Annotated in this window: 12 protein-coding genes and 1 pseudogene; 10 read left to right on the top strand and 3 right to left on the bottom strand. The window is 72.4% G+C overall.

From position 1 onward, the window contains the following. Nucleotides 1-44 precede the first annotated feature (44 nt). The 7 genes and pseudogenes from ACWD12_RS19660 to ACWD12_RS19630 all read left to right on the top strand — a co-directional run bounded on the left by ACWD12_RS19660 (nucleotide 45) and on the right by ACWD12_RS19630 (nucleotide 5,719). Complete coding sequence (locus ACWD12_RS19660) at nucleotides 45-878, top strand: hypothetical protein (protein WP_450100575.1); 834 nt, start codon at nucleotides 45-47, stop codon at nucleotides 876-878. Nucleotides 879-1,041: 163 nt separating this feature from the next. After that, nucleotides 1,042-1,485, top strand: a pseudogene (locus tag ACWD12_RS19655) (histidine kinase dimerization/phospho-acceptor domain-containing protein); the annotation flags it as partial. 49 nt (nucleotides 1,486-1,534) lie between these two features. Continuing rightward, nucleotides 1,535-2,017, top strand: a complete 483-nt coding sequence (locus ACWD12_RS19650) for a sensor histidine kinase (RefSeq protein ID WP_450100574.1) — start codon at nucleotides 1,535-1,537, stop codon at nucleotides 2,015-2,017. 97 nt (nucleotides 2,018-2,114) lie between these two features. Beyond that, entirely contained in the window at nucleotides 2,115-2,786 is a 672-nt protein-coding gene (locus ACWD12_RS19645; protein WP_358353520.1) for a DUF402 domain-containing protein, read from the top strand. 65 nt (nucleotides 2,787-2,851) lie between these two features. Next, nucleotides 2,852-4,021 carry a MalY/PatB family protein gene (locus tag ACWD12_RS19640; RefSeq protein WP_450100573.1) on the top strand — a complete coding sequence of 390 codons (1,170 nt, stop codon included), beginning with the start codon at nucleotides 2,852-2,854 and terminating at the stop codon, nucleotides 4,019-4,021. Between the two features lie 139 nt (nucleotides 4,022-4,160). Beyond that, entirely contained in the window at nucleotides 4,161-4,670 is a 510-nt protein-coding gene (locus ACWD12_RS19635) for a SigE family RNA polymerase sigma factor (protein ID WP_358353516.1), read from the top strand. Nucleotides 4,671-4,723: 53 nt separating this feature from the next. Next, on the top strand, nucleotides 4,724-5,719 hold the full coding sequence (locus ACWD12_RS19630) for a hypothetical protein (protein ID WP_450100572.1): 996 nt from the start codon (nucleotides 4,724-4,726) through the stop codon (nucleotides 5,717-5,719). A gap of 66 nt (nucleotides 5,720-5,785) precedes the next feature. Here the strand turns inward: ACWD12_RS19630 and ACWD12_RS19625 are convergent, their stop codons facing one another. After that, nucleotides 5,786-6,691 (bottom strand): hydrogen peroxide-inducible genes activator, encoded by a 906-nt coding sequence (locus ACWD12_RS19625; protein ID WP_450100571.1) that lies wholly within the window; start codon nucleotides 6,689-6,691, stop codon nucleotides 5,786-5,788. A 679-nt stretch (nucleotides 6,692-7,370) separates the two neighbouring features. Here ACWD12_RS19625 and ACWD12_RS19620 point away from each other — a divergent pair. Together ACWD12_RS19620 and ACWD12_RS19615 are read left to right on the top strand one after the other, a co-directional pair. Then, complete coding sequence (locus ACWD12_RS19620; RefSeq protein ID WP_358353510.1) at nucleotides 7,371-7,922, top strand: peroxiredoxin; 552 nt, start codon at nucleotides 7,371-7,373, stop codon at nucleotides 7,920-7,922. Between the two features lie 3 nt (nucleotides 7,923-7,925). After that, nucleotides 7,926-8,456, top strand: coding sequence for a carboxymuconolactone decarboxylase family protein (locus tag ACWD12_RS19615; protein ID WP_358353508.1), 531 nt, complete (start codon nucleotides 7,926-7,928; stop codon nucleotides 8,454-8,456). Between the two features lie 167 nt (nucleotides 8,457-8,623). On the opposite strand, the gene ACWD12_RS19610 is transcribed toward ACWD12_RS19615, so the two are convergent. Further along, nucleotides 8,624-9,934 carry a TetR/AcrR family transcriptional regulator gene (locus ACWD12_RS19610; RefSeq protein WP_450100570.1) on the bottom strand — a complete coding sequence of 437 codons (1,311 nt, stop codon included), beginning with the start codon at nucleotides 9,932-9,934 and terminating at the stop codon, nucleotides 8,624-8,626. A gap of 219 nt (nucleotides 9,935-10,153) precedes the next feature. Here ACWD12_RS19610 and ACWD12_RS19605 point away from each other — a divergent pair, with 219 nt between their 5' ends. Then, on the top strand, nucleotides 10,154-11,314 hold the full coding sequence (locus ACWD12_RS19605) for a steroid 3-ketoacyl-CoA thiolase (protein WP_450100569.1): 1,161 nt from the start codon (nucleotides 10,154-10,156) through the stop codon (nucleotides 11,312-11,314). Between the two features lie 502 nt (nucleotides 11,315-11,816). Here ACWD12_RS19605 and ACWD12_RS19600 read toward each other — a convergent pair. Continuing rightward, a complete protein-coding gene (locus tag ACWD12_RS19600; protein ID WP_450100568.1) occupies nucleotides 11,817-12,539 on the bottom strand; it encodes an aggregation-promoting factor C-terminal-like domain-containing protein in 723 nt (240 codons plus the stop codon). Nucleotides 12,540-12,751: the final 212 nt, after the last annotated feature.

The raw sequence follows: 12,751 nt of genomic DNA, 5'->3' as shown, positions 1-12,751 counted from the left end.
GGTCCGGGCGCGGGCGGCCGGCAACCGAGGAGGTTCGAACCGGCATGGACAGCACACACGAAGCATCGGCCCGCGTCGCGCGGGGCAGGCACGGGGCCGCCGACGGTGGTGGCGACGACGCCATCCGGAGCGGCATCGAGAACGACATCCAGAACGGCATCCAGGACGGCGTCGGGAGCGGCCATAACGGCGTGTCCGCGGACGACAACACCCGCGAGATCCCCGCGGTCCGTACCGACGCCGAGGCCGTGCTCGCGGAACCGCTCGGCGCGCATTCGGTCGACGACGAACTCACCGCGCCGCCGCGGGCCAGGCTGCCGGTGCTGTCGCTGGCGCTGGCCGGTGCGCTGCTGCTGACGGCCGGGTTCGCGGCCGGGGTCAAGGTCCAGCAGGAGCGGGACGACGACGGGGGCAGCGCCGCGGCACCGGGCGCACGTACCGGCGCCGCGGGTGCGGGCGCGGCCGCCGCGGGCGCGGCAGGCGGACGCCAAGGGCAAGGGCAGCAAGGGCAGGCCGGGCAGCAGGCTCAGCAGGGCCAGCAGGCACCGGGCGGACAGCAGGCCCCCGGAGCGCAGCAGGGGCAGGCCGGACAGCAGGGCGCCGCCGCCGGGGCCGGCACAGCCGTTGGCACCGTCAAGCTGGTCGACGGCGAATTCATCTACCTCTCAGATTCGTCCGGCAAGGTCGTCAAGGTGAAGACCGATCAGACGACCGCCATCACGGTCAGCGAGCAGGGTGCCCCCGCCGACCTGCACCCGGGTGACGCCGTCGTGGTCCGCGGCACGACCGGCGACGACGGGCTCCTGTCCGCCACCACGGTCGTCGAGGGGTCCGGGACCGCGGGCGCTCCGGGCGCCGGGGCGATCGGACGGGGCTGACGGTGGTGCCCGGAAGGCCGCCCGGGACCGCAAGGCGTTCACCACCGGGGCGGCACCGGGCGGCGACGGCCGGTACCGGGTGGTCGCCGTACCGCTGGACGACGGCACCGGAACGGTGGTCGCGGCGCAGACGCTGCGCGACGTGGACGCCGCGGTGCGGCGCATGCGCAACGTCTGCCTGGGGCTGGGAGCCGGCTGCCTCGTCGTGCTCGCGTCCGCCGGGTGGTTCGCGGTGCGCGCCGGGCTGCGTCCGCTGCGTCGGATCGAGCTGACTGCGGCGGCCATTGCCGCGGGCGACCTGTCGCACCGCGTGCCGGCGGCCGCGCCCGGCACGGAGATCGGACGCTTGTCCGCCGCCCTGAACGGCATGCTGACGCAGATCGAGACCGCGTTCGAGGCGCGGGCCCGGTCGGAGGCCCGCATGTTGCGGTTCGTCGCCGATGCGGGCCACGAACTGCGCACCCCGCTGTCCAGCGTGCGCGGGTTCGCCGAACTCCACCGGCTCGGCGGCCTCCGCGAACCGCACGAAGTCGCCCGCATGATGCGCCGGATCGAGGACGAGGCGGCCCGCATGGGCGGCCTCGTCGAGGACCTCCTCCAGTTGGCCCGCCTGGACGAGCAAACCCCCGCTCCGCCGCGATCCGGTCGACCTGCGCATGCTCGCCGCCGACGCACTCGACGACATCCGCAGCCTGGCCCCGGACCGGCCGGTGTCGCTCACCGGGCCGGACGGCCGGCCCGCCCGGCCGACCGAGGTCCTCGGCGACGAGCCGCGCCTGCGGCAGGTCGTCGCCAACCTCGTGGCCAACGCCCTGCGCCACACCCCCGACGGCACGGCCGTCGACCTCACCGTGGGCCTGCTGCCCGACGGGACCGCGCTGTTCGAGGTCCGCGACCACGGCGACGGCCTGTCGGAAACGGACGCCAAGCGCGTCTTCGAGCGCTTCTACCGGGTGGACTCCTCGCGCAGCCGGGGCAACGGCGGCGGCTCCGGGCTCGGCCTCGCCATCGTCGCCGCGCTCGTCCAGGCGCACGACGGCACCGTCACCGCCGATTCCGGCCCCGGGGCGGCCTTCCGCGTCCTCCTTCCCGCCCCCGCGCCCGACCCGGCCGCGTCGCCCACGCGCACACCCGGGTGAATTTTCCGCCCGGCAAAGACTCAAAGGCAGGCAAAACCCAAAGTGAACGGTTGGCGGAACGGCTCCGACCCGCCCGCGCACGCCGTAACATCCGGGCATGACGGAGGCCGACGACGCGCAGCGCGGTCCGGCGTCGGCGGCGTGGGCCCCCGGCGACCAGATCCTCTGGCGCTATCTCAGGAACGGGCGGGTCCTCGACTGCCGCCCGGTGACAGTCGTACGAGACGACCCCGACCAGCTCGCGGTCTGGCTCGCCGGCGGCACCCGGCGCGTCAAGCCGGTGCTCCCGGACGGCTCGGACGTGCGCACCGCCCCGCTCGGCAACCGCTTCCGGCTCGGCCTCGTGCCGGCCGTCCAGGAGTGGTTCGGCGGCGGCGTGCTCATGCTCGCCCGGCCCGACGAACCGTGGTCGGTGTGGCTGTTCTGGGGCCAGGACCGGCGTCTGAACGGCTGGTACGTCAACCTCGAACGCCCCCGCGAGCGCTGGTCCGGCGGGGTGGACACCGAGGACCTGGTCCTCGACGTGTGGGTGACACCGGACCGCCGCTGGCACTACAAGGACGAGGACGAGTTGGCCGCGTCCCGCGAGGCCGGGCGCTTCACCGACGCCGATGTGGACGCCATCTACGCGAGCGGCCGCCGAGCCGTCGACGTGGTCAAGGCCTGGGGCCCGCCGTTCTGCGACGGCTGGGAGGACTTCCGCCCGGACCCCGCATGGCCGCTGCCCGACCTGCCGGACGGCTGGGACCTGCTGCCGAGGACGGCCTGACCGAAAGGGCGCTTTCCGGCCCACCGGCCGCGACCCGGGCGACCCGCGGCATGCAGACTATGCCTATGCACGACGATGTGGACATATCCGCGCTGAGGCGCCGCCGGACGGTCAAGTGGCGGGCCGTCGAGGACGACGTGCTGGCCGCCTGGGTGGCCGAGATGGACTTCGCGGTGGCCGCCCCGATCCGCGAGGCCCTGCTCGACGCGGTCGGCCGCGAGGACTTCGGCTACCCGGACGACGACGCGGGGACCGGGCTGCCGGAGGCGTTCGCGGCCTTCGCGGCCCGCATGTGGGGCTGGCACGTCGACCCCTCCCGCGTCGGCTTGGTGCCCGACGTCGTGCGCGGCATCGAACTGGCCCTGGAGGCGTTCTCGTCGAGCGGCACGGGCGTGGTGGTCCCGGTCCCGGCGTACCCGCCGTTCTTCGAGATCGTCGAGCGCTCCGGACGGCCGCTCGTGCCGGTGCCGCTGACCACCGCCGAGGTGCCGGGCGACCGGCCGATCCTGGACATCGACGCCATCGGGCGGGCGCTCGCGGGCGGAGCGCGCACGGTGCTGCTGTGCAACCCGTACAACCCGGTGGGCCGCGTGTTCACCCGTCCGGAGCTGCTGGAGCTGGCCGGGATCGTGGACTTCCACGGCGCGCGGGTGATCTCCGACGAGATCCACGCCCCGCTGGTGATGCCGGGCGAGACGCACATCCCGTACGCCTCCATCCACCCGTCCGCCGCCGCGCACAGCGTCACCGTGACCTCGGCGTCGAAGGCGTGGAACCTCGCCGGGCTCAAGTGCGCGCAGGTGGTGCTCGGCGACGCGGGGACGGCCGCCACGTGGTGGGCGCTGCCGTTCATCGCGCGCAGCGGGGTGACGACGCTCGGGATCGCGGCGCAGATCGCGGCGTACGACCACGGCGGCCCGTGGCTCGCGGACACCATCTCCTACCTGGACGCCAACCGCCGGGCGCTGGCCGACGCGGTCGCCACGCGCATGCCGCAGCTCACGCACCGCATGCCGGAGGGCACGTACCTCGCGTGGCTGGACTGCCGTGCCCTCGGACTGGCCGACCCCGCCTCGTTCTTCCTGGAGAAGGGCCGCGTCGCGCTGTACGACGGGCGGCGGTTCGGCGACGTGGGCGAGGGGTTCGTGCGGCTCAACATCGCGACGTCGCGCGGCATCCTCGACGAGATCACCGGCCGGATGGCGGGCGCGCTGGACGCCGCGACGCGGCGCTGATCCCGGGCGGAGTCCGCCTGCCGCGCCGCCTCGGCCGGCCGCATCGGCCAGGCCGCACGGGCCGGACGGCCTCGGCGCGGACTGCAACCTTCCCCCGACTTGTCGGCTCCTACCCGGGTGAGAGCAGACAGGGGGACGCATGGACCGACAGCGGGACTTCACCGAGTACGTCCACGCAAGACAGGACCGCCTCTTCCGCACCGCGTACCTGCTGTGCGGCGACCGCGACCGGGCCCAGGACCTCGCGCAGTCGACACTGGCCCGGCTGTTCCGGCACTGGCGGCACGCGCAGCGCGCGGACAGCGTCGACGCCTACGCCCGGGCCGTGATGGTCCGCATCCATCTGAACGAGCAACGCCGTTCGCGCCACGAGCGCGAACTGCACGAACGCATCGACCCGCCGACCCCGCCGGACCGCCCGGAGGTGCGGCTCACCATCCTCGACGCACTGGCGCAACTCGCCCCGAAGGCCCGTGCCGTCGTGGTGCTGCGCTACTGGGAGGACCTGAGCATCGAGACGACGGCCGAGCTGCTCGGTTGCAGCGAAGGCAACGTCAAGAGCCAGTCGTCGCGCGCGCTCGCGCGGCTGCGCGAACTCCTGCCCGAACACATGCTGGCGGCCACCGAGCCGTCCCCGCACGACTTCTGACGTTCCGTCAACCGGTTCCCGGGCCCCGCCGCGCCCGGATGCGGAGGACCACCATGCAGCAGGACGAACAAATCCGACTTCTCCTCACCGAGGCCGTCGACGACCTCGGTCCCACGCCCGACCTCACCCCGCACGCGCTCAAGGCGGGCAGGCGCTCCCTGGCACTGGCACGTGTGCGTACCGGCGCGATCTCGGTCGTCGCCGCCGCGGCCGTGCTCACACCCGCCGTCGTGGTGGCGCCGTGGCGGAACGACGCAACGGGGGCGGCCGCGACGTACCAGGCGTCGATGCCCCTGCACCCGCGGGCCTGGCCCGCGGACTCGCCGCTGGAGGCGCCGACGGCGGCGTTCCCCGTCGTGGCGGGCGACCCCGTCGAAGGCGAGCCGGAGCTCGACGACGACCAGCGCCAGGTCCAGTACGCGTTCAAGCAGAAGGCCGCGGAGATCTTCACGTCCCTGTTGCCCGCCGGTTGGGGCGACATCGCACTGACCGACCGGTCCCTCAACGGCTACGCGCTCACGACGCCGCAGGGAGTGCTCCGGCTCACGTTCATGGGCACGCCGATCCCGCCGGGGGTCGACCGGGAGGCGTCGTACCCGACGACGTGCCCGCCGCCCGACGGCGTCAAGGTCCGTGAGGGCGACTGCCTTTCCACGACGCTTGCCGACGGCACGGGTGTCCTCGTACGCAGGTCGGGCGGGTACGACGAGGCCGGCGCGCCGACCGGGCCGCCGCACTTCTCGGCGCAATTCGTGCGCGGCGACTTCGTCTTCTCGCTCGACGTCGAACCCGACCGCGTCCGACCCGCCCCGACCGTGCCCACGGCCACGCAGGTGCTGGACATCGCGAAGAACGCCGACGTGGTCCGGCTCGCCGACTTCTGGGCGAGGTACCCGCGTCTCATGCACGACGGCTACCCCGACACCGCCGTGAACGTCACGCTCACCCCGGCCGCCGCGTCCCCGAGCCCGAACGCCGCCGACGCCACGGTGCACGTCTCCGATTCGCCCGTCTGGTTCGTCGTCACCTCCGGCGCCGACAAGCGGTAGCGCCACCCGTACGAACGGGCCGTTCCCACCGCGGAGCGGCCCGTTCGGCGTCCTGTGCCCGGAGGCTCACCCGACGATGCGGACCGGCAGTCGGGCCAGCGCCCCGCGCAGCGACTCCGCCAACTGCCCGAACTCCGCCGCCCGTCCGGTGCTCGCGCGCATCACCAGTCCGACGCGGCGGGAGGGGGCGGGCGCCGCAAAGTGGGCGACGGCCAACTGCGAGCCGGGGCGCGTCTCCACGGTGATCGCCGTCTCCGGCAGGAGCGTGACGCCCAGCCCGCCCGCGACGAGCTGCACGAGCGTGGGCAGGCTCGTGGCACGCGTCGCACCCGCCTCCGCTGCGCCGACCTCGCGGCACACGTCGAGCGCCTGGTCGCGCAGGCAGTGGCCTTCGTCGAGGAGCAGCATGTCGAGGTCGCGCAGGGCCGAGCGCGGCACGTCGGAGCGTCCGGCCAGCGCGTTGCCCTCGGGGACGACGAGGGTGAAGTCCTCCTCGTACAGCGGAATCTCGTCGACGCCGGAGGCCCCCGCGGGGAGCGCGAGCAGAAGCAGGTCCAGGCGTCCGGAGGCGAGGCCGTCGAGGAGCGAGTGGGTCTGCTCCTCGTGCACGTACAGATCGAGTTCGGGGTAGTCGTCGCGCACCAGGCGCAGCAGTGTCGGCAGCGTGTACGGGGCCACCGTCGGGATCACCCCGAGGTGCAGCGGCCCGGTGAACGGACGCCGTGCGGACTCCGCCTCGTCGACCAGGTCGTCCAGCGCGTCGAGCACTCTCCGTGCATGCCGGGCGACCCTCTCGCCGGCCGAGGTCAGCAGGACGCGCCGCGTGGTGCGTTCCACGAGCTGCGCCCCGAGCGTCTCCTCGAGCGCGGCCACCGCGCTGGACAGAGCCGGCTGGCTGGTCCCGACCACCACCGCCGCGTCGCGGAAGTGCAGCGTGTCGGCGACCGCCGCGAAGGCCCTGAGCTGGGCCACTGTGGGGGTGCGCGTACTGATGACTACTCCTTGGCAAATGATCGGCAACAGTTTATGACACCCAACACGGGGAGCCGGGCCGAGCGGCAGCCCGGTTATTTGTCGGGATTTTGCGGACGATTAGTCGCTGCCGATATGACTTCCCCGTCAACCTTACGGCCGCAACGGCCTGCCGGATTCACCGACCGACCGGGCGGACTTCGTGCCATCCCGCTGCTGACCTCGGTGTTGCGGCCCCGCTGGGCGCCCGGAACAGCTCGCACACAGCCTCTCCGACGTGCCGGACCGAGGGCGCTCAACGCGGGGCGCGGCAATTCCGGATCCGCCTCGTCCACCGCCGACCTTCCAACACCTTCGGGGAATTTTGTGATTGCGGACTCCAGATCCGGCCACCGGTTGAATTCGGGGCGCATTGACGCCCTCTCCCCGGCCGGCCTCACCACGACGAGTATGCAACCGCCGCGCCCAGGCGTACTCTCGACGGCCGGTGCGGCGGGCCCTCGGGGCACGAGGCCGCGCGGTCGGCGCCGGCCCGACGAGCCGCTCACTGATAAGGGTTGGCTATCAACGGTTGTTGACTTGGCTATTTCCCTGATCAATGCCGCGTGTGGCACCTTGATCGAGTACGTCCGACCGGGGCCCGCACGGCTGCCCCGGGCACCATCGCGGAGGAGACCCAGTGCTTACTGTCGGTAACCAGTTCCCCGAGTACGACCTGACCGGCGTCGTGTCGATCGATGCGGACAAGGCGTTCGAGCAGATCACGCACAAGTCGTACGACGGCAAGTGGCGGGTCGTGTTCTTCTGGCCGAAGGACTTCACCTTCGTCTGTCCGACCGAGATCGCCGCGTTCGGCCGTCTCAACGAGGAGTTCGCGGACCGCGACGCGCAGGTCCTCGGCGTCTCCACCGACTCGGAGTTCGTCCACCTGGCCTGGCGCAAGGACCACCCGGACCTGACCGACCTGCCGTTCCCGATGCTGAGCGACCTCAAGCGCGAGCTGGCCGAGGCCTGCGGCGTGCTGAACGCCGACGGTGTCGCGGACCGCGCGGTCTTCATCGTGGACCCGAACAACGAGATCCAGTTCGTGATGGTCACCGCGGGTTCCGTGGGCCGCAACCCCGACGAGGTCCTGCGGGTCCTCGACGCGCTGCAGACCGACGAGCTGTGCCCCTGCAACTGGCAGAAGGGCGGCGAGACGCTCGACGCCGCCGCGCTGATGGCGGGCTGACCCATGGGTCTGGACGTCCTGAAGGCCGAACTGCCGGAGTTCGCCAAGGACCTGAAGCTCAACCTGGGCTCGGTCGTCGGCAACTCCAAGCTTCCCGAGCAGACGCTCTGGGGCACCGTGCTGGCCTGCGCGATCGCCTCGCGCAGCCCGAAGGTGCTGCGTGAGCTGGAGCCGGAGGCGAAGAGCCACCTCTCCGAGGAGGCGTTCAACGCCGCCAAGGCCGCCGCGGCCATCATGGCGATGAACAACGTGTACTACCGGTCCATGCACCTCATCGGGGACCCCGAGTACGGCAACCTCCGTGCCGGCCTCCGCATGAACGTCATGGCCAACCCGGGCGCGCCGAAGACCGACTTCGAGCTGTGGTCGCTCGCGGTCTCCGCGATCAACGGCTGCGGCCGGTGCCTGGAGTCGCACGAGCAGGTGCTCCGCAAGGAGGGCGTGCCGCGCGAGACGGTCCAGGAGGCGATCAAGATCGCCGCGGTGCTCAACGCGGTGGGCGTCACCCTGGAGTCCGAGGCACAGCTCGGCTGACACGTGCCGCGTCGCACGCGACGTCGCACACAGCATCGGATGACCGCCGACGGGCGGTACGCACGGCCGAACCCGGCCGTGCGTACCGCCCGTTCGCATTCCCGCGCACGCGCGGCCCGTCAGCCGGTCAGCCGGTCAGCCGGTCAGCCGGTCGGCGAGGACGCCGGTCAGGCGCGCCGGGCGCCCATGCCGCCGAGCACGATCTCCTGGTACAGCCCCGCCACGTCGTGCACGCCGAGTCCGCGGTACGCCCCGCTGCTCGTCGAGATCGCGGTACGCACCACCCGCTGCACGAACCCCGGGTCGAGGTCTGTCCGGAACTCCGCCGAGCGCATCCCGTCCACCAGCGCCCGCGTCCACACGCCCTCGACCGCGCCCAGCAGCCGGTACAGCTCCGACTGCGGCACCTCCTCGGTCCCGCGCTCGTTGAGCAGGATCACCGAGGCGACCCCGTGCCCGGCCAGCGCCTCCACGGTCCGGGCGACCAGCCCCTCGAGCCGCCGGGTCGGCGCCGGCCGGGCGACGGCGTCCTTGTCGAAGGCCGCCAGCAGTTCCTGGAAGAAGCCGGTCAGCATGTGCGCGAGCAGGCGTTCCTTGCTGCCGATGTGGTGCGCGAGGCTGCCCACCGGCACTCCGGCGAGATCCGCGATCTGCCGCGTGGTGGTGACCGTGTAGCCCTGCTGCGCGAAGAGCAGCCCGGCCGCATAGCCGATGCGCATGCGTGCGCCGGCGCCCTCCGGGAGCAGCCGCGCCAGCCGGGCGCGCGGTGCCTCGTTGTCGTCCGGGCCGATGCCGACCGCCGGGGTCGCCGGGCGGGTGTTGCCGAGGATCGGCCCGAGCGGGCGCGACCGATAGGCGCCGGGCTTGGCGATGCCGCGGACGAAGAGGTCGACCAGCAGGCCGGACGCCTCGTCCGGGTCGTACCGCCCGCCGCCGCGGTACCACTGCGCCATCGCCCACACGCCGGTCTGCACGAGGTGTGCGGTGACCTCCGGGCGCAGGTCCGGGCGCAGCACACCCGCGCGTACCCCGTCCGCCATCACCGACCGCCACATCGCGCTTGTCTGCGCGGTGCGCTCGGACAGCCAGCGGAAGCGTTCCGTCTGGGCCAGCCGACGGCACTCGGCCACCACCACGATCGACGCCTCGGGGTGCTCCGCGACGACCGTCAGGCTGCCGCGGATCAGGCCACGCAGAGCGACGATCGGATCATCGGTCGCGGCCAGTGTCGCGCGATGCCGCTGCAGCGCGCCGGCGAAGAAGTCCTCGAGGATGTCGAGCAGCATCGCCTCTTTGGACGGAAAGTGGTGGTACAGGCTTCCCGACAACAGCTGTGCGGCGTCCGCGATCTGACGGACCGTCGTGGCGCCGTACCCCTGGCGGGCGAACAGCGCGCACGCGTGCCGCAGGATTTGCGAACGGCGGTCCGCGGGCCTGGAATGCGCCTGCGACCCCCCGCGAGCCCCGTCGTCGTTCACGCTACGAAGCGTAATCGCAGAGCGGACATACGCCACTCGTGACCCACGGTCAGTTCCATCAACACTGGTCACCGCGTATCACACGAACACCAAGAGTTACATCCATGGGGCTTGTCCAGGCGGCCCGCTCGCCGTACCGTGAGCTGGCATATCCTTGACCAAGTCATAGAACCCCGGTCATGGCACCGAAGACCTGGCGACAACGCGAAGGAGCGCAGCGTGGGCAACCCCGTCATCGTCGAGGCCGTACGCACCCCCATCGGCAAGCGCAACGGCCATCTCGCCGGGCTGCACCCGCTCCAGCTGCTGAGCAAGGCGCAGCTCGCGGTCGTCGAGCGGTCCGGCATCGACCCCCAGCTCGTCGACCAGGCGATCGGCGGCTGTGTCACGCAGGCCGGCGAGCAGTCCGGCGACATCGTGCGCCACGCGTGGCTTTACGCGGGCCTCCCCCAGCGCACCGGCGGCACCACCATCGACTGCCAGTGCGGCTCGGCGCAGCAGTCGGTCCACCTGGTCGCGGGCCTGATCGCGGCCGGTGCCATCGAGGTCGGCGTCGCGTGCGGCATCGAGTCGATGAGCCGCAACCCGCTCGGCCACACCCAGAAGCCGGGCCAGAAGTCGAAGCCCGACGACTGGGCGATCGACCTGCCCGACCAGTTCACCGCCGCCGAGCGCATCGCCAAGAACCGCGGCATCACGCGCGCCGACGTCGACGCGCTGGGCGCCCGCTCGCAGGCCAACGCCAAGCGCGCGTGGGACGAGGGCCGCTTCGACTCGCAGGTCGTCGCGGTCGAGGCGCCGGTGCTGGACGAGGAGGGCAAGCCGACCGGCGAGACCCGCACCGTCACCACCGACCAGGGCCTGCGCGAGACCACCGTCGAGAAGCTGGCGAACCTCAAGCCGGTGGTCCCGGACGGCATCCACACCGCGGGCAACTCGTCGCAGATCTCCGACGGCGCCGCCGCGGTCATGCTCATGGACGAGGACAAGGCCCGCGAGCTGGGCCTGCGCCCGCGCGCCCGGATCGTCGCGCAGTGCCTGGTCGGCTCCGACCCGTACTTCCACCTGGACGGCCCGAACGACGCCACCGAGCGCCTGCTCAAGCGGTCCGGCATGAAGCTGTCCGACATCGACCTCTACGAGGTCAACGAGGCCTTCGCGTCCGTCGTCCTGTCCTGGGCGCAGGTGCAGGGCGCGGACCCGGACCGGCTCAACGTCAACGGCGGCGCCATCGCCCTCGGCCACCCGGTCGGCTCGACCGGCGCCCGGCTGCTGACCACCGCGCTGCACGAGCTGGAGCGCACCGGCGGCAGCACCGCGCTCGTGACCATGTGCGCGGGCGGCGCCAATGCGTCCGGCACGATCATCGAGCGCATCTGACCGCTGCGGATCTGGTGCGCAGCTGACCGAGCGCAGCTGACCGAGCGCAGCTGACCGGCGCCGGGCGCCCGTCCGGCGAGCGTTCGGCGGACCGTACGGCAGGCAGAGACACCCGGGCGGGGCCCCCGGGGTGCCATAGGATGCCCCCGGGCCCCGGGGGGGGGCCGGGGGCACCGGGCGGATGCCGGGGGATTGGCCACGTTTTGTACCGAACCGTCCGGGTATCAAGGCTTTCGTGCGCCTCGGGTCCTTCCCCGGCGCGTACGCCTCACCCGGTCCGGGCGGTGCGCTGGTCACCACCCCCGGACCAGCGAAGTAGAACCGAAGAAGCATCAGGCGGATCTCCGGCGCTGTGAAGCGCCGAGGCACACGTACGAGCGCGCGCAGACGCGCCGACAAGCGCTCCCCAAGGTCGGATGTGCGAAGAGCCCCGCCCGGGCCTCAGAGAGGCGCGGGCGGGGCTCTTCGTGGCTTCCGGGGGCCGCGGTCGGCCCCGGTCGGCTCAGTACCAGTGGTGCGACTGCCAGAACGACCAGGCGCCACAGGGGCTGCCGTAGCGGCTGTTCATGTAGTTCAGGCCCCACTTGATCTGGGTCGCGGGGTTGGTGCGCCAGTCCGCGCCGGCCGAGGCCATCTTGGACCCGGGCAGGGCCTGGACCAGGCCGTACGCGCCGGAGGACGGGTTGGTCGCGGTGACGCGCCAGCCGCTCTCCTTCTGCACGATGTTGCTGAAGCACTGGAACTGCGTCGCGTTCATCATCGACCGCGCGATCGCCTTCGGGTCACCCGTGGTGACCGGCGTGCGGGTCTCGGAACGGCTCGCGGCCTCTTCTGCGCGCTCTTCGGCAGCCTTCTTGTCGGCCGCTGCCTTCGCGGCGGCGGCCTTTTCCGCGGCAGCCTTCTCCGCGGCGGCCTTGTCGGCAGCAGCCTTGTCGGCGGCGGCCTTCTGCTCGGCCTGGATGCGGGCGGCCTCGGCCGCCTGGAAGCGCTGGGCCTCGTCGTATGCGGCGGTCTGTGCGTCCGCCTGCTGAAGAACACCGGTGCTGACCTGCTGCGCCTGGGCGGTGCCCGGCACGTCAAGCAGCTTCGTCGTGCTGCTCGCGGTGTCGACCGTCTGGGCGTTGGAGGTGGACGCACCGGTACCCGTGATACCGACGACAGCGCCGACCGCCGTCACGGCCGTGGCAGAGGCCACGGCTATCCCCCGGACCGAAACCCGGCTCACACAATTTCCTTCCGCAGTCGTCCGCAGCCTGACGGCGGCAGACGTGCCTCACCCCTGTCGCTGGCCTCCCCGTTCGTGCTGGTCACGGGAGGCACTGGCCCGGGTCCACCCGGTGAGGGGCGGCCCGTTGTTGCGGGCGGCGTACGGCGCCGGACTACTCGCTTGCGTGAGCTTTGCGGCGAAATCTCGCCGGTGCGTCGCCCTGTCGGGAG

This window comes from Streptodolium elevatio, assembly GCF_053592165.1.
Note: the sequence above shows the minus strand (reverse complement) of the source record. Positions and strands in the feature narration are given on the sequence as shown.

Coding starts and splice junctions, on each gene's coding strand:
- ACWD12_RS19635 (WP_358353516.1), top strand. CDS start 4,161: ATGGACCGACAGCGGGACTTCACCGAGTACGTCCACGCAAGACAGGAC.
- ACWD12_RS19640 (WP_450100573.1), top strand. CDS start 2,852: ATGCACGACGATGTGGACATATCCGCGCTGAGGCGCCGCCGGACGGTC.
- ACWD12_RS19650 (WP_450100574.1), top strand. CDS start 1,535: ATGCTCGCCGCCGACGCACTCGACGACATCCGCAGCCTGGCCCCGGAC.
- ACWD12_RS19615 (WP_358353508.1), top strand. CDS start 7,926: ATGGGTCTGGACGTCCTGAAGGCCGAACTGCCGGAGTTCGCCAAGGAC.
- ACWD12_RS19645 (WP_358353520.1), top strand. CDS start 2,115: ATGACGGAGGCCGACGACGCGCAGCGCGGTCCGGCGTCGGCGGCGTGG.
- ACWD12_RS19630 (WP_450100572.1), top strand. CDS start 4,724: ATGCAGCAGGACGAACAAATCCGACTTCTCCTCACCGAGGCCGTCGAC.
- ACWD12_RS19660 (WP_450100575.1), top strand. CDS start 45: ATGGACAGCACACACGAAGCATCGGCCCGCGTCGCGCGGGGCAGGCAC.